The organism is Wolinella succinogenes DSM 1740 (assembly GCF_000196135.1).
Classification (GTDB): Bacteria; Campylobacterota; Campylobacteria; order Campylobacterales; family Helicobacteraceae; genus Wolinella; species Wolinella succinogenes.
Genome location: NC_005090.1, coordinates 1514348 through 1530855 on the forward strand (window position 1 = coordinate 1514348; position 16508 = coordinate 1530855).

13 protein-coding genes are annotated in these 16508 nt (G+C 45.9%); 7 read left to right on the plus strand and 6 right to left on the minus strand.

Features of this window, described 5'->3' with window-relative positions:
• Positions 1-9 precede the first annotated feature (9 nt).
• Entirely contained in the window at positions 10-510 is a 501-nt protein-coding gene (gene tpx, locus WS_RS07555; protein WP_011139421.1) for a thiol peroxidase, read from the plus strand.
• Here tpx and WS_RS07560 read toward each other — a convergent pair.
• The 4 genes from WS_RS07560 to WS_RS11245 are packed head-to-tail and all read right to left on the minus strand — an operon-like array spanning position 493 to position 4292.
• Complete coding sequence (locus WS_RS07560; RefSeq protein WP_011139422.1) at positions 493-1137, minus strand: uroporphyrinogen-III synthase; 645 nt, start codon at positions 1135-1137, stop codon at positions 493-495. The two genes, tpx and WS_RS07560, sit on opposite strands and share 18 nt — an antisense overlap.
• Positions 1137-2702 carry a glutamine-hydrolyzing GMP synthase gene (guaA, locus tag WS_RS07565; RefSeq protein ID WP_011139423.1) on the minus strand — a complete coding sequence of 522 codons (1566 nt, stop codon included), beginning with the start codon at positions 2700-2702 and terminating at the stop codon, positions 1137-1139. The genes WS_RS07560 and guaA overlap by 1 nt, the downstream gene beginning before the upstream one ends.
• 22 nt (positions 2703-2724) lie before the next feature.
• The gene (gene nadB / locus WS_RS07570) at positions 2725-4164 is read right to left on the minus strand and encodes an L-aspartate oxidase (protein WP_011139424.1); all 1440 of its coding nucleotides are present in this window, start codon (positions 4162-4164) and stop codon (positions 2725-2727) included.
• The gene (locus tag WS_RS11245; RefSeq protein ID WP_269470910.1) at positions 4164-4292 is read right to left on the minus strand and encodes a hypothetical protein; all 129 of its coding nucleotides are present in this window, start codon (positions 4290-4292) and stop codon (positions 4164-4166) included. The genes nadB and WS_RS11245 overlap by 1 nt, the downstream gene beginning before the upstream one ends.
• On the opposite strand from WS_RS11245, the gene WS_RS07575 reads away from it, so the two are divergent.
• A complete protein-coding gene (locus WS_RS07575; RefSeq protein WP_011139425.1) occupies positions 4284-4709 on the plus strand; it encodes a hypothetical protein in 426 nt (141 codons plus the stop codon). The two genes, WS_RS11245 and WS_RS07575, sit on opposite strands and share 9 nt — an antisense overlap.
• Complete coding sequence (gene uvrC, locus WS_RS07580; RefSeq protein ID WP_011139426.1) at positions 4688-6496, plus strand: excinuclease ABC subunit UvrC; 1809 nt, start codon at positions 4688-4690, stop codon at positions 6494-6496. The genes WS_RS07575 and uvrC overlap by 22 nt, the downstream gene beginning before the upstream one ends.
• A gap of 152 nt (positions 6497-6648) precedes the next feature.
• Here the strand turns inward: uvrC and WS_RS10705 are convergent, their stop codons facing one another.
• Positions 6649-7587, minus strand: coding sequence for a helix-turn-helix transcriptional regulator (locus WS_RS10705; protein ID WP_011139427.1), 939 nt, complete (start codon positions 7585-7587; stop codon positions 6649-6651).
• 115 nt (positions 7588-7702) lie between these two features.
• Here WS_RS10705 and WS_RS07590 point away from each other — a divergent pair, with 115 nt between their 5' ends.
• Together WS_RS07590 and WS_RS07595 are read left to right on the plus strand one after the other, a co-directional pair.
• The gene (locus tag WS_RS07590) at positions 7703-9697 is read left to right on the plus strand and encodes a TonB-dependent receptor (RefSeq protein ID WP_011139428.1); all 1995 of its coding nucleotides are present in this window, start codon (positions 7703-7705) and stop codon (positions 9695-9697) included.
• Between the two features lie 105 nt (positions 9698-9802).
• On the plus strand, positions 9803-10276 hold the full coding sequence (locus WS_RS07595) for a pyridoxamine 5'-phosphate oxidase family protein (RefSeq protein ID WP_041571864.1): 474 nt from the start codon (positions 9803-9805) through the stop codon (positions 10274-10276).
• Here WS_RS07595 and WS_RS07600 read toward each other — a convergent pair.
• Positions 10254-11036 (minus strand): AraC family transcriptional regulator, encoded by a 783-nt coding sequence (locus WS_RS07600; RefSeq protein ID WP_011139430.1) that lies wholly within the window; start codon positions 11034-11036, stop codon positions 10254-10256. The genes WS_RS07595 and WS_RS07600 overlap by 23 nt on opposite strands.
• Before the next feature lie 244 nt (positions 11037-11280).
• Here WS_RS07600 and cas9 point away from each other — a divergent pair, with 244 nt between their 5' ends.
• Entirely contained in the window at positions 11281-15510 is a 4230-nt protein-coding gene (gene cas9 / locus WS_RS07605; protein ID WP_011139431.1) for a type II-B CRISPR-associated RNA-guided endonuclease Cas9/Csx12, read from the plus strand.
• Positions 15507-16505, plus strand: a complete 999-nt coding sequence (gene cas1, locus WS_RS07610; RefSeq protein ID WP_011139432.1) for a CRISPR-associated endonuclease Cas1 — start codon at positions 15507-15509, stop codon at positions 16503-16505. The genes cas9 and cas1 overlap by 4 nt, the downstream gene beginning before the upstream one ends.
• Positions 16506-16508: the final 3 nt, after the last annotated feature.

Here is a 16508-nt window from a genome sequence, read left to right on the forward strand (position 1 = left end):
GGAGTTTTCATGGCAAACACCAAGCTAAAAGGCCATCCCGTCCAACTTGGGGGCACCGAGCTAAACCTCGGCGATCTAGCCCCAAAGATCGCACTCGTAGCTAAAGATTTGAGCGAGAAGAGCGTAGGGGGAGCGAGCGGGAAATATCAGATCATCAATGTCGTTCCTTCGCTTGACACGGGCGTATGTGCGACCCAGACAAGAAAATTCAATGAGAAAGCCGCCGCTTTGCCAGAGGTTGAGGTCTTTGTCGTCTCCATGGATTTGCCTTTTGCCCAAGGGCGATTCTGCGCCACTGAGGGAATCGAAAATCTCACCGTCTTGAGTGACTTTAGAAGCAAAAGCTTTGCCCAAAGCTATGGTATGCTGCTAGCCGATGGTCCCTTGGCGGGCGTGACGGCTAGAGCGGTTTTTGTGGTCGATCCAGCAGGGAAAATCATCTACAAAGAGTTGGTTCCTGAGATCACCGAAGAGCCCAATTACGAGCTAGCCCTAGGCGCGATTGGCTAACTCTTTGGCTTTTTGGACGCACGCCTCAAGGCTCACCCTTGGGGCTAGATGCGCCCTCACCCCCTCTTTAAACGCCGCAAGCGTGGTTTTCCCAATGGCTATGGCCTCATAGCTCTCCTCCCAATCAAAACTCATCAAGAAATGGTCATAAGCCGAAGGGGCTGTAAAGATAAGAATCGAGCCCTTAGGAGGCTTTAGGGAGGCTTCAAGAAGAATCGGACGATTCTCATAAAGAATCGCCTCCTGCACCTCTATTCCCTCTTTTTGGAGTTTTTCACCCACTCCAGAGAGAATATGTTTGGCTCTTGCGTAAAAGACTCTCTTCCCTCTAAGTGGCTCTTTAATCTCCTCAAAGAATCCCTTGCCATGTCCATCGCTAGAGACAAAGGCGACGATTCCCCCTTGTTTCTTCACTTCGCCCTCACAAGCCTCACCAATCACCCATGCAGGGATTTTCTTCCACTCAGGCGTGATCTGATCAAGGGCAATGAGAGCGTTTTTGGAGGTGAGGATGAGAGCGTCAATCCCCTCTAGGGAGAGGGGGGGTGAGAGATGAATAATGGAAGAGACGATGAGACTCTCCAAGCCCTCACAGGGCTTGGAGCCGATGAAATAGATCTTTGGCATCACTCCCACTCAATCGTGGCAGGCGGCTTGGAGCTGATATCATAGACCACGCGGTTGATTCCATCCACTTCGTTGATGATTCGTGTGGACATTCTCTCTAAAAGCTCATGGGGCAGATGCGCAAAAGTCGCAGTCATCCCATCAATCGCCTCGACCACGCGAACGCAGACCGTGTTGTCATAGGTGCGGTTATCGCCCATCACGCCTACGCTTCGCACATTCAGAAGCACGGTGAACGCCTGCCAAGTTTTGTCATAAAAGCCACTCTTTTTGAGCTCATCAAGCATGATCACATCTGCTTTTCTCAAAAGCTCCAAATCTTCAAAGTTGACCTCGCCCATGATACGGATAGCTAACCCCGGTCCGGGGAAAGGATGGCGCATGAGCATCTCTCTTGGCATCCCAAGCTCCGCTCCAAGCGCCCTCACCTCATCCTTGAAGAGCTCTCTTAGGGGCTCAATCAGCTCAAAGGTCATCCAATCAGGCAGTCCGCCAACATTGTGGTGGGACTTAATCGTCTTGCTGGGGCCCTTGACGGAGACCGATTCGATCACATCAGGATAGAGCGTGCCTTGAGCAAGATATTGGATGCCATCATGCTTTTTCGCCTCCACATCAAACACCTCAATGAAGGTCTCGCCGATGATTTTACGCTTCGTCTCTGGATCGCTCACCCCTTTGAGCTTGCCAAGGAAAATCTCGCTTGCATCCACCGTGATCAGAGGAACATGGAGATTCTCTTTGAACATCTTCTCGACCGCCTCGCGCTCACCTGCCCTCAAAAGCCCATGATCGACAAAAACAGGAATCAGCTTCTCCCCAATCGCGCGATATAAAAGCGCAGCCACTACGCTTGAATCAACCCCACCCGAGACGGCGCAGAGCACTTTGCCCGACTTGACGCGCTCTTGAATCTTTTTGATCTGCTCCTCGGCGAAGTTATGCATATTCCAATCATTTTCGCAGCCACAGATTCCTAGAGCGAAATTTTTAAGATAGAGCGCTCCCTCTTCAGAGTGGACGACCTCGGGGTGAAACTGCACCGCATAAAAAGGCTTCTCTTGGTGGGCAATCGCCGCAAAGGGAGAGTTCGTGGAGTGGGCGATTCTTGTGAATCCTTCAGGCAATTTCTCCACCTTGTCGCCATGGCTCATCCAGACCACTTTGCCGCTATGGCACCCTTCAAAAAGCTTCGACTCACTCCCCTCAAGGGCATCAAAAATCACCTCAGCCTTGCCATATTCATGATGCTCCGCCTTGGCCACCACACCGCCAAAGTAGTGGGTCATGAGCTGCATTCCATAGCAGATTCCAAGAACAGGAATTCCAAGCTCAAAAACCGCCTTATCAATCAAGAAAGCATCCTCTTCATAGACGCTCGCTGGTCCCCCGCTGAGGATGATTCCCTTGGGTTCGCGTGCTTTAATCGCCTCTAGCTTCTCGTGGTAGGGGACGATTTCGCAGTAGATTCCATACTCCCTTAGTCGCCTTGCGATGAGCTGAGTGTATTGGCTCCCAAAGTCCAAAATCAGTAGCGAAACCTTATCGTGTAGTTGAATACTCATCCATTCCTCTCTATGCGTGAATTTAACCGATCATGTAGTGAGCGCCAAGGGATTCTTGGCGCGCCAATGCCCCTTTGATGATCTCTTGGGCTGTCAATAGGCGCAGGCGCAACATCCGCCCCACCCCTGTGCGAAGCATCACTTCCACTCCACCTAGGGCTTCATTGAGCCCGCTTCTCTCTCTTGCGATTCCTACTTTGTTCCACATGAGCGAGCGAAGCACCCCTTTGAGTTCATTGTCATATTCGCGCTCTAGATTCTCCTCGGTGAGGCGAAACTCTCTAGGCTTGAAATGGGTCTCTTTGCCCATGATATGCTCCGCCGCCATTTGAGAAAAGACCAATCCCTCTAGAAGTGAGTTGCTCGCTAGGCGATTAGCTCCATGGACTCCCGTCCTTGCACACTCACCGACGGCGTAGAGATTCTCCATTCCCAAAACGCGCGCAAACTCATCCGTCTCAATTCCCCCCATGCAGTAGTGAAACGCTGGTGAGATGGGGATTTTATCCTCAGGGATTCTAAAGCCATAGGAGGTGAGATTGCGATAAATATTGGGGAATCGCTCCCTAAAAAAGTTCTCTTTAAAGGAGGCGAGGTCGAGATAGACCTCGCTTTGCGTCCGTTTTTTGTAATCAAAAATCGCCCTAGAAATCACATCTCTGGGGGCTAATTCACCGCGTGCATCGTAATCGACTAAAAATCGCCGACCCGATTCATCGACCACCTTTGCCCCCTCCCCCCTAAGGGCTTCCGAGAGAAGAATCTTTCGTGCATGACTGCTCTTGACAAAAACGGTTGGATGGAACTGTAACATCTCCATGTCGCGGAGCTTCAAGCCATGCTCAATAATCATCCCGTGCAGGTCACTGCTGATGGTGTGAGCATTGGTATGGTATTCAAAAAGCGCTCCCACACCGCCTGTAGCGATAATCACTTCATTAGCGTAGAGGTTGTAGTTGCCTCGCTTGGTGGTGACGCTCACGCCATGGCAGCGCGTGTCATCCAAAAGCAAATTAGTGACGGTGGCATTCTTCCAAAGCGTGTGATGAATGGATCCCATCAGATGGCTATGCACCACGCGCCCCGTCCCATCGCCTCCTGCATGAACGATCCTTGAGATGGAGTGCGCGCCCTCTTGGGTGTAGAGGAGATTTCCCTCCAAGTCCCGATCAAAAGGAACTCCTCGACGCAATAGATCAGCCAGCACCCCTAGGCTTTTTTGGCTCAGGGTCTCCACTGCTTTAACATCGCAAAGTCCTACGCCCGCACCTAGCGTGTCACTCACATGAAGAGGCACATCCTCTTGGTCTTTGGCGAGGGCGATTCCTCCTTGGGCATAGAAGGTGTTGCATTCCCAAGGTTGGTCTTTACAGAGAATGAGGACTTTTTTATCCTTGGGGAGCTGGAGGCTCGCATAAAGCCCTGCGATCCCCGCCCCAATAATAATGACATCATAAACCATCAAGAGGAAACCTTTTGGGTGTTTTGGGGTTTATAAAAGGGGTCATCTTTGTAACCGCAGCCACTTAGGGCAAGAAGGGCGTATGCTATAATCACCGCATGAAAAAGGCGAACGAAATCGTGGCTCATCTGTCAGAGGCTCCTCAATATACGAAACTCCAAAAGCAATCAACATGGAATCGCTTCAAAAACCTCTTGCCTTTCAGCCTTCGGCAGTCGATTCTCTTCATGTATGAGCGAGGCGGTGTGCTCTTTTTCGCCCTCAATCATCCCGGTTACTTAAAGGAGTTTAATTATAAGCTCTCTTTGATAAAGTCGTTATTAAAAGAGGCAGCCGCACTCCTCCCTGATCTTCGCTCCATCAACGATGTGAAGGCATTTGTGAGCCATCAAGCCCTTGGCACAGAGGAGAAGGATAGCCTTAGCGACTACCACTACACAGAGAATTCTCAAGCCACCTTCTCCAATTTGGCCACCACCCCCGAAATCCACGACAAAATCGAAGAGATACGAGAGATTATCCATTGCAATCAGAAACCCTCCTAGAGACCCTTCAAAATCTCCCCGATCAAAGTGGAGTCTATCACTACTTCGATTCTCGCTCCAAGCTCCTTTATGTGGGTAAAGCCAAGAGCCTCAAAAAGCGCGTGAAGAGCTATTTTCAATTCACGCCGACTCTTGCGCCCTCACCCAAGCTCTCCCCTCGAATCCACAAAATGATCAGCGAAGCCGCCTTCATCCGCTACATCGTAGTGGAGAACGAACACGATGCACTCATCCTTGAAAACTCCCTCATCAAGCAGCTCAAACCCAAATACAACATCCTCCTGCGCGATGACAAAACCTACCCCTATATCTATTTTGACGAAAATGAATCCTTCCCTCGCCTAGAGATCACGCGCAAGATTCTCCCCCACAAAGGCGTGCGCTACTTTGGTCCCTACACCACAGGAGCTAGAGAGCTACTAGAGAGCCTCTATGAGTTGCTCCCTTTGGTGCAAAAAAAAGGGTGTCTTAAAGCCCAAAAGGCGTGCCTTTTCTATCAGATCCATCGCTGTCTCGCTCCTTGTGAATCCAAAATCTCCAAAGAGCGCTATGGGGAGATTTTCAAAGAGGCTCTAGGGCTTCTCCAAAACCACTCCAAGCTCATCTCCCGCCTCAAAGAGAGGATGGAAAAACTGGCAGAGAATCTTCGTTTTGAGGAGGCAGGAGAGCTGAGGGATCGAATCGAAAAGATCAAAAGAATCGAAGCCTTCTCTGGAATTGATCTCGCTAGATTAGAGGATCTCGATATTCTCGCCATTGCCACTAGCGGCAAGCACTCCATGCTTACAAGACTCTTCATGCGCGAAGGCAAGGTGGTCTCTAGCACCAGCACTCCGCTCAAAGCCCAAGAGGGGCTGGATGAAGAAGAGGCCTATAGGCGTGCGATTCTTCACTATTACGACTCTTTCATGCCCCTCCCCCCCAAGCAGATTCTTCTTCCTTTGGAGCTTGAATCCAAAAGAGAGCTTGAGGCTCATCTTGAGGGGCTTTTTGGACGAAAAATCCCCCTTCATCACCCCAAGCAAGGGAGTAAAAAGGCTCTCATCGACCTTGCTTTGAAAAACGCCGAAGAGCTTTTGAGATTGGAGGGGGAAAAAGAGGAGATTCCCCTTTTAGAATCGCTTCAAGAACTTTTGGGGCTCGAATCGCTCCCAAGAAGAATCGAAGCCTTTGACACCTCCCACCTAAGAGGCGAGGCGTGCGTGGGCGCGATGGTGGTCTATGAGGAGGGGTTTTGCAAAGAGAGCTATCGCCGCTACGCCCTAGAAGGCAGGGATGAGTATTCACAAATGAGAGAGATGCTGGGGCGCCGCGCTGAAGCATTTGATCGAGAATCGCCTCCTGATTTGTGGCTTCTTGATGGCGGATTGGGTCAGATTCGACTCGCGCAAGAGATCATTGAGAGCCTTGGAGCCAATGTCGAAATCATCGCCATTGCCAAAGAGAAGATTGACGCCAAAGCCCATCGCGCCAAAGGAGCTGCCAAAGATATTCTACGCACCCCCACCGAGGAGATTCGCCTCCTTCCCAGCGACAAACGCCTCCAGCTGCTACAAAAAATCCGAGATGAGGTGCATCGATTCGCCATCACCTACCATCGCCAACAAAAACTCAAAAAAGATCGCCAAATCGATCTCCTGGAGATTAAGGGAATCAAAAAAGGCAAACTCAAGCGGCTTTTGGACTTTTTTGGAAGTTTTGAGGCCATCAGAGAAGCGAGCTTTGAAGAGCTTTGCAAAGTGGTGAGTGAGGGCGAGGCGAGAGCTATTTTGGAGGCTTCATTTTAGGAAGTTTGCTTCAAAAGTAACATTTTTAGCTATAGTGATCTTTTGGGTTTCTATTTTCATGCGTTGTCACCATTTGACCTTTTTTTGAATGCACCTCAAGGAGAGCTTTGACCCGAAGCTCATCCCGCTCTATCCTTGCCCGTGATCTTTTCCTAATCCTTCCATGATTTCGCCACCTCTTTAGGCAAGACCCCAAAATGCCTAAAGAAAGCGGCGCTAAAGCTCGACTGTTGGGCGTATCCCACCTCTTTGGCGACTTCGCCCACGCTAAAGATTCCCTCTTCTAAAAGACCTCTGGCGCGTTGCATTCTAAAGAGAAAAAGCATCTCATAAGGAGCCACGCCAAAGAGCCTTTTAAACCCAAACTTGAGCTTGAATTCGTTGAGATGAATCGCTCTGGAGAGCTCGATCAAAGAGGGGGGATTCTTGAGATTTTGCTCCAAAATAACCCTCGCTTTATGAAGCGCCTCAAGATCATATCCCGAAAGCTTCACTCGCTCCATCCCTCCTCTCGTCTCCTCTCTTTGAAGCTCGCATGAAAGAATCTCCAAAATCTGGCTCTCCACTCTCAGTCTATCCGCATCGCTCTGGGCGCCTCCTCGCCCTTGATAGAGGCTTTTGGCGATCCATTCGACTTTGGGATTAGAGGGGAGCAGTCGAGGCTCTTTGGCGATCTTTTTCCACTCGATTTCACGAGATCGTAAAAAATCCTCGTGAATATGAATCCCAATGCTATGCACGCTCACCCCTCTCGCCACTCTAGTGATTCCGCTGGGATGCAAAGCCTCCATCGCCGTGGTGTATCCGCGCCTGTATTCAAAAGAGCCTTTGGGCTGGCTCGTCTCAAAACTCACGCCGCCTTCCAGCACCACATGAATAAACGCCCCACCAAAAAAAGCGCTCTCCTTTTGCTCGATGACCACCTCATCTTCGGCTCTCAAAGTGCATTTAAACAGGGTGATTCCTGATGCGATCCACTCTTTTTGGGCTCTATAGATTCCCCTCTTTTGCGGAAAGACCAAATGCTCACAAGAATCACTCGTCTCACTCATGAATTCTCTAAGATTCTCAATATTCAAGCGATACGACACAAAATCCCTCCCAAGAAAAAAATAATCCTTCACGCCTAAAAGAGTGGTTGATTTTGATATTCATTCCCAATTATACTCCGATTCGATAAAATCCAACTCACAGGAATCAACCCAAATGAAAACTGCACACTCTCTCTTCTCTTCACTTGTGGCTCTCTCCATGCTGCACACCTCAGCTCTTGCCAACGATGAGGCTTTAAGCCTTGAGAATGTCACCATTACCGCTCAAAAACAAAAAGAGAATCTCCAAGAGGTCCCCTTGAGTGTCACCGTTTTTCAAGAGAGCGATTTAGAAGATCGCAACATCCGCTCCCTCCAAGAGCTCGCCCCCTATGTTCCCAACTTTTTCCTTTTTGATCTTGGCAACATGGGTGCCCTCTCGCCCACGATTCGAGGACTCAGCACCAATGTCACGCTAGGCTCTCCCACGGTAGGGCTCTATGTCGATGGCGTCCCCTACACAAGCACCATCGGATATGATGTCATGATGGAGGAGGTCGAGCGCATCGAGGTGTTGCGAGGGCCTCAAGGCTCGCTCTATGGCAAAAATGCCGAAATGGGCGTAGTGAGTGTCATCACCAAGCAACCAAACAACGAATTTCGTGCCAAAGCAGGCGTCACTCTAGGGAGCGACAATCTTCGTGAATATACCGCCTCCGCCTCTGGGCCACTTGTCCGAGATAGACTCTACCTAGGAATCGCGGGCAAACATTATGAAAAAGATGGCTTCATCGACAACACTTACACGGGCGAAAAATATGATGACCGTGAGCACAACTACGGCAAGATTCAGCTTCGATATACTCCCAGCGAATCCCTAGATATTTCACTCATCTCTTCGCGCCTCAAGTATGATGACAAAGCCCTCTCCATGAACGCCTATCCCGTTCTTGATAAACGAAAAATCTCCAGTGATGCGGGCTTTAACAAGTCTGTAGTCGAGACTCACGCCCTCCATGTCAAATACGCACCCAACGACTACCAAATCGAATCAATCACCACCTACAAAAAAGACCGCGATTATCGCCTCTCAGATATGGACTTTACCTCTTCTGTGGGCTATCACACGCTCCAAGATGTGGCTCAGCGCAACCTCTCAGAGGAGTTGCGACTCAGCACCCAAAAAGATCACTACAACTGGCTTCTTGGTCTCTATGGCGACCATGGAAAAAGCCAAGGAGGCTATGAAGCCTTCTCGCCTTGGCCGGGATACGCAGGAGTCTTTCGCCAAAGCCAAAAGAGCCGATCCCTTGGAATCTTTGCCCATGCAGGCTATCAATTTGATTCGCACTGGAAACTAAGCGGCGGCGTGCGTTATGATCGCGACAAAAAATCAATCGATGACCCAAGCTATGGAGTGCAGGGCGATGAGAGCTTTAGCGAGGTCTCCCCTAAAATCGCTCTTGAGTATCGATTCTCCCCTGAAACCAGCGCCTATATCTCCGCCACCAAGGGCTATCATAGCGGCGGATTCTATGTCTATTCTGCCCCGGGCTACTCCAACCAATACGATAAAGAGACGCTCTGGAGCTACGAGGCTGGGGTCAAAAACTCCCTCTTTGGGAATCGTCTCATGCTCAATGCCTCCCTCTACTATATGGATATTGACGATATGCAGGTGCTCTCTGTTGTCAACAGCTATGGACAAGGCTATGTCTCTAACGCCGCCAAAGCAACCTCCAAGGGCGCCGAGCTAGAGCTAGCCTTTCGTGCGAGCGAGAGCGTGACTCTTTTGGCGGGGGCGGGCTACAATCGCACCACTTTTGGAGAGTTTAGCGATTTTGCGGGCGACTACAAAGGAAACACCAATCCTTTTGCCCCTCGATACAACTATAGCCTCGGAGCACAATACCGATCCATTGAGGGATTTTATGCAAGAGTGGACTGGATGGGGTATGGCAAGATGTATCTTGATAATGCCAACGCCTACGAAAAAGACGCCTATGGCTTGATGAATGCCAAAGTAGGCTATGAGGCCGATTCTTTTGATCTCTATCTCTATGCCAAGAATCTCTTTGATAAAAACTACGATTCAGAGGGTTATTACGGAAGATACACCTACCTCTCTAAGCCAAGAGAAGTGGGCGTTCAGGGTGTCTATCGATTCTAAGTTTTGCCGCTAAGAGACTCCTCTTGGCGAGCAATTTTCGGATTGCTTTGCTTGGCATCTTTCCCTATACTCGCCACCTATCACTTTAGAGAAAGGATGGCAAAAATGCAACATCGCACCAAAACACACCTCCTCACCAAAGAGGAGATCAAAGAGGCGCTCAACCTTGCCCAAGTCGGTCGAATCGGAATCGTCTGCAGCGATGGATTCCCCTATGTCCTACCCCTTCACTTTGTCTATGCCGACGAGAAGATCTACCTGCACGGACTCCCCAAAGGAAAAAAGATCGAAGGGATAAAACAAAATCCCAATGTCTGTTTTGAGATTGATCAAATGGTCTCACTTCTAAAGGAGGGAGTTGAGAATCCTTGTGATGTCAACACCGAGTTTAATAGCGTGATTCTGCAGGGAAAAGCCTCTTTGGTGGGCGACTTTGAAGAGAAAAAAAGCGCGCTAAAGAGAATCGTAGAAAAGTTCACGCCTCTTTTAATCAACCAAGAGATTCCCGACAAAATGATCCAAGGCACCGCCATCATCCGAATCGACATCCTCAACTCTACAGGTCGATATTATCGCTAAATCCAAAGGAGCCCTTCTCTCTAATGTCATCCAAAAGAGAGAGAGCGGCTCCCCGCTCGATACGCCATCGATGACCACTCATGGCGCCGCTTCTTGAGATAATCCCGCAACAAGGAATCAACCCCTCCACTCGATCTTCAAGGTGTCTAGAGAGATTAATGAGCGCTTTCCATGCATTCACTTGAGAATTGGTTCCAAGATTCCACGGTGACCCCTCCTCGCCTCTATCAAAAATATATCCGAGATATTTTTGAGCGGCTTTTTCATCATATTCCAAAATAGCCTCTCCCCAAAGCTCATAGAATCGGCCGAGGATTTCAAGCTTGTTGTCGCTCATCAAGCCGAGATAACATATCCCCTTGTCGGTGAATCCAATCAAAGCCTCACCAAAAGGAGTCTGCCCAAAGCCATAGGTGACAAGAACACCTCTTCCTCGTTCTCGCCACTCTCTGGGCGTGACACCGATAAGATTGACAAAAAGCTCATGAAGTCGGCTGGAGCTGGAAAGCCCAATGTCTAGGCTACTCTCAAGAATCGATCTTGATTCTTTGATATGCTCTTTGGCGTAGTTGAGCGTCACGCAATGGAGGAATTGCTTTGGGGTCACTCCTGCATACTCCTTGAACACTCGGATGAAGTGGTATTTGCTCATCCCTACATTTTGGGCAATCTCGTCCACGGAAGGGTGTGCTCTGAAGTTTTCATCGATATATGTTATGGCTTTTTCAATCTGTGCGTAACGATGCTCAAGAGGTATCATCTCCCTTCTGTGCCCCTCTCTTGGTTTGAGATTCTATCCTCAAACCCTACCCTAATTCTTCAAAAATAGCTACTTAAAATAGTTGCTTCATTTTTAGAAAGAGGGATTCTGCACCTTCGATCTTTAAAGAAAAAATGTACATCAAGGGTTGTTTTAAAATATTCATAAAAAATAAAAATATGCTTATCTAAGTTTAATAGTATGAAGGGTAGTATATTTTCCACACTAATTTCAGGGGGTCTTAATGCTTGTCTCTCCCATTTCAGTCGACCTAGGTGGTAAAAATACGGGTTTTTTCAGTTTTACGGATTCTTTGGATAACTCACAATCCGGCACGGTTATTTATGATGAAAGCTTTGTACTATCGCAGGTTGGCAGACGAAGCAAAAGACACTCCAAAAGAAATAACCTAAGAAACAAACTTGTCAAAAGACTGTTTCTGCTGATTTTACAAGAGCACCATGGCTTGTCTATAGATGTTTTGCCAGACGAGATACGGGGGTTATTTAACAAGCGGGGCTACACATACGCAGGGTTTGAGCTAGATGAGAAAAAGAAAGACGCACTAGAGAGCGACACGCTAAAAGAGTTTTTGAGCGAAAAACTGCAAAGTATAGATAGAGATAGCGATGTAGAAGATTTTTTAAACCAAATAGCTTCAAATGCCGAAAGCTTCAAGGATTACAAAAAAGGATTTGAAGCTGTTTTTGCCTCTGCGACACATTCGCCAAATAAAAAGCTAGAACTAAAAGATGAGCTAAAAAGTGAATATGGTGAAAACGCAAAAGAGCTTTTGGCTGGGCTACGGGTCACAAAAGAGATACTTGATGAATTTGATAAGCAAGAAAATCAAGGTAATTTGCCAAGAGCAAAATATTTTGAGGAGCTAGGCGAGTACATAGCTACAAATGAAAAAGTAAAAAGCTTTTTTGATTCAAATAGCCTAAAGCTAACAGACATGACAAAGCTAATCGGCAATATTTCAAACTATCAACTCAAAGAGCTTAGACGCTACTTTAACGACAAGGAAATGGAAAAAGGCGATATTTGGATACCGAATAAGCTTCACAAAATTACCGAGAGATTTGTTAGAAGTTGGCATCCAAAAAACGATGCAGACAGACAAAGACGGGCAGAGCTAATGAAGGATCTAAAATCCAAAGAGATAATGGAGCTTTTGACAACAACCGAGCCTGTGATGACGATACCGCCGTATGACGATATGAACAATCGTGGAGCCGTCAAGTGTCAAACACTTAGATTAAATGAGGAGTATCTCGACAAGCATCTCCCAAATTGGCGAGATATTGCCAAACGCTTAAATCACGGAAAGTTTAACGATGATTTGGCGGACTCCACCGTAAAAGGCTACAGCGAAGACTCCACACTACTCCATCGTCTGCTAGACACCTCAAAAGAGATAGATATTTACGAGCTACGGGGTAAAAAGCCAAACGAGCTGTTGGTAAAGACGCTAGGACAAAGCGACGCAAATAGGCTGTACGGATTTGCACAAAACTACTACGAGCTTATCCGCCAAAAAGTGCGTGCGGGTATTTGGGTGCCTGTGAAAAATAAAGATGATAGTCTTAATCTTGAAGATAATTCAAATATGCTAAAACGATGTAACCACAACCCGCCGCACAAAAAAAATCAAATTCACAATCTAGTAGCCGGAATTTTGGGTGTAAAGCTAGATGAGGCAAAATTTGCGGAGTTTGAAAAAGAGCTTTGGAGTGCAAAAGTCGGCAACAAAAAGTTATCGGCATATTGCAAGAACATAGAAGAGCTACGAAAAACACACGGAAATACTTTTAAAATAGATATTGAAGAGTTGCGAAAAAAAGATCCAGCAGAATTGAGCAAAGAAGAAAAAGCAAAATTGCGCCTAACGGATGATGTAATACTGAATGAATGGTCACAAAAAATAGCAAACTTCTTTGACATAGACGACAAACACAGACAGAGATTTAACAACCTGTTTTCAATGGCACAACTACACACCGTAATAGACACGCCACGAAGCGGCTTTAGCTCTACTTGCAAACGGTGTACGGCGGAAAATAGATTTAGGAGTGAAACGGCGTTTTATAATGATGAAACGGGAGAATTTCATAAAAAGGCTACGGCTACTTGCCAACGCCTCCCCGCCGATACCCAAAGACCTTTTAGCGGCAAGATAGAGCGGTATATCGACAAACTAGGATATGAACTAGCCAAAATAAAAGCAAAAGAGCTAGAGGGCATGGAGGCAAAAGAGATAAAAGTGCCGATAATACTCGAACAAAACGCTTTTGAGTATGAGGAGTCGCTTAGAAAATCAAAAACAGGCTCTAATGATAGAGTAATAAACTCAAAAAAAGATAGAGACGGTAAAAAGCTAGCTAAGGCAAAAGAAAATGCAGAAGACAGGCTGAAGGATAAAGACAAGAGAATAAAAGCCTTTAGCAGTGGTATATGCCCGTATTGCGGCGATACTATCGGTGATGACGGAGAGATAGACCATATATTACCCAGAAGCCATACGCTTAAAATTTACGGGACAGTGTTCAACCCTGAAGGCAATCTGATATATGTCCATCAAAAATGCAATCAAGCAAAAGCGGACTCTATTTATAAGCTCTCAGACATCAAAGCGGGCGTATCGGCGCAGTGGATAGAAGAGCAAGTGGCAAACATCAAAGGCTACAAGACTTTTAGCGTATTGTCTGCCGAACAGCAAAAAGCGTTTCGATATGCCTTGTTTTTGCAAAACGACAACGAAGCATATAAAAAAGTAGTGGATTGGCTCCGCACCGACCAAAGTGCAAGGGTAAACGGCACACAAAAATACCTAGCCAAAAAAATTCAAGAGAAACTAACAAAAATGCTTCCAAACAAGCATCTATCTTTTGAGTTTATTTTGGCGGATGCTACAGAGGTTAGCGAGCTAAGGCGGCAATACGCAAGACAAAATCCACTCCTCGCAAAAGCTGAAAAGCAAGCCCCGTCAAGCCACGCTATAGATGCGGTAATGGCTTTTGTGGCTAGGTATCAAAAGGTGTTCAAAGACGGCACACCGCCAAATGCGGATGAAGTGGCAAAACTGGCAATGCTAGATAGCTGGAATCCTGCATCCAACGAGCCTTTGACAAAAGGGCTATCGACAAACCAAAAAATAGAAAAAATGATAAAAAGCGGCGATTACGGTCAAAAAAATATGAGAGAGGTTTTTGGCAAGTCGATTTTTGGAGAGAACGCAATAGGCGAGAGATATAAGCCGATAGTTGTTCAAGAGGGCGGTTATTATATTGGCTACCCAGCAACAGTTAAAAAAGGATATGAGCTAAAAAACTGCAAAGTGGTTACTTCAAAAAACGACATTGCAAAACTAGAAAAAATTATTAAAAACCAAGACCTGATTAGTTTAAAAGAAAACCAATATATCAAGATATTTTCGATTAATAAACAGACTATAAGCGAACTGTCGAATCGGTATTTCAATATGAATTATAAAAATTTGGTCGAGCGAGACAAGGAGATAGTCGGCTTATTGGAATTTATTGTTGAAAACTGTAGATACTATACAAAAAAAGTAGATGTTAAATTTGCCCCAAAATATATTCATGAAACAAAATATCCATTTTATGATGATTGGCGAAGATTTGACGAAGCTTGGAGATATTTACAAGAAAATCAGAATAAAACAAGTTCTAAGGATAGATTTGTAATAGATAAAAGCTCATTGAACGAATATTATCAACCCGATAAAAACGAATATAAACTTGATGTCGATACCCAACCTATATGGGATGATTTTTGCAGATGGTATTTTTTGGACAGATACAAAACTGCCAATGACAAAAAGTCTATTCGTATAAAAGCTAGAAAAACTTTTTCGCTTTTGGCGGAAAGTGGCGTTCAAGGTAAGGTATTTAGAGCTAAAAGAAAAATACCTACCGGATATGCTTATCAGGCATTACCAATGGATAATAATGTGATAGCTGGAGATTACGCCAATATCCTTTTGGAGGCAAATTCAAAAACTCTATCATTGGTTCCAAAATCCGGCATAAGCATTGAAAAACAACTTGATAAAAAATTGGATGTAATCAAAAAAACGGATGTTAGAGGATTGGCGATTGATAACAACTCGTTTTTTAATGCCGACTTTGATACTCATGGTATTAGATTGATTGTCGAGAATACAAGCGTGAAAGTAGGCAACTTTCCAATATCGGCAATAGATAAGAGCGCAAAAAGAATGATTTTTAGGGCTCTTTTTGAGAAAGAAAAGGGCAAAAGAAAAAAGAAAACAACCATTTCGTTTAAAGAAAGTGGCCCAGTTCAGGACTACCTGAAGGTATTTCTTAAAAAAATTGTAAAAATACAGCTTAGAACAGATGGCAGTATTTCTAATATTGTAGTTAGAAAAAATGCGGCAGATTTTACTTTGTCGTTCAGAAGTGAACATATACAAAAACTCCTAAAATGACCAAACACCTCTACATCGACGAATACGGCTCGTTCGTCGGCAAGACAAGCGAGAGACTGACGGTCTCGCAGGGCGGGGAGTTAAAGGCTGAAATCCCGCTTAGTCGCCTAAAAAGCGTCAATATTTTAAAGGGTGGAATATCGTTATCAAGCGATATTATTGAGGCTTGTTCTCTTCGTGGAATCAAGATATTTTTCCTTGATTTTCGCAATGTCGCCCACACGGCTATCACAAGCACAGCCAACCATGCAGTAGCCAATGTGCGCAAAGCACAATTTTTGACTATCGAATCAAACCATGGTAGAGAAATAGCAAGAACACTGATAGTTGGTAAGCTCAAAAATCAAAGAGCCACACTCCAATACTTTTATAAATATCTTAAAAACACAGACAAACAGAGCAAGAAGCTAGAAAGTGCAATTGAAAAAATCAAAGAAACAATAGAATCTCTAAAGAATATCGAGCTTTCAAACAACAAACACTGGTCACAAATCATTATGGGCAAAGAGGGCGGGATGGCGGCAATATACTTTGACGCTATCGGCGCAGAGCTTTTAGAGGAGTGTGATTTTACCACTCGTATTGGCAGAGGCGCAGAGGATATAATGAACTCTGCCCTCAACTATGGCTATGCGATACTAACAAGTTTTGTTTGGCAATCCATTATCAATGCAGGACTTGAGGCTTATGCGGGAGTCCTCCACACAAACCGCCCTGGCAAGCCATCGCTTGTTCTTGATGTCATGGAAGAATACAGGGCATGGGTGGTGGATAGAAATATCATCAAACTCAGATCCTCCCTCGCGGGCAAAAAAGAACTTGACGCGGAGCTAAAAAAGAAAATTATCACAGAAATCAATGCCACAATGAATAAAAAACATCTCTACAATGGTAAAAATCTCTCATTACAAGGAGTAATGCAAAGACAAGTTTATCGCCTAGTTGGTGCTTTCATGCAGCAAAATCGCTATAAAAGCTATATTTTTAAATGGTGATGT

Excerpts from the sequence above, each read along its gene's own strand:
- tpx (WP_011139421.1), top strand. The coding sequence starts at position 10 with ATGGCAAACACCAAGCTAAAAGGCCATCCCGTCCAACTTGGGGGCACC.
- WS_RS07560 (WP_011139422.1), bottom strand. The coding sequence starts at position 1,137 with ATGCCAAAGATCTATTTCATCGGCTCCAAGCCCTGTGAGGGCTTGGAG.
- guaA (WP_011139423.1), bottom strand. The coding sequence starts at position 2,702 with ATGAGTATTCAACTACACGATAAGGTTTCGCTACTGATTTTGGACTTT.
- nadB (WP_011139424.1), bottom strand. The coding sequence starts at position 4,164 with ATGGTTTATGATGTCATTATTATTGGGGCGGGGATCGCAGGGCTTTAT.
- WS_RS11245 (WP_269470910.1), bottom strand. The coding sequence starts at position 4,292 with ATGAGCCACGATTTCGTTCGCCTTTTTCATGCGGTGATTATAGCATAC.
- WS_RS07590 (WP_011139428.1), top strand. The coding sequence starts at position 7,703 with ATGAAAACTGCACACTCTCTCTTCTCTTCACTTGTGGCTCTCTCCATG.
- WS_RS07595 (WP_041571864.1), top strand. The coding sequence starts at position 9,803 with ATGCAACATCGCACCAAAACACACCTCCTCACCAAAGAGGAGATCAAA.
- WS_RS07600 (WP_011139430.1), bottom strand. The coding sequence starts at position 11,036 with ATGATACCTCTTGAGCATCGTTACGCACAGATTGAAAAAGCCATAACA.
- cas9 (WP_011139431.1), top strand. The coding sequence starts at position 11,281 with ATGCTTGTCTCTCCCATTTCAGTCGACCTAGGTGGTAAAAATACGGGT.
- cas1 (WP_011139432.1), top strand. The coding sequence starts at position 15,507 with ATGACCAAACACCTCTACATCGACGAATACGGCTCGTTCGTCGGCAAG.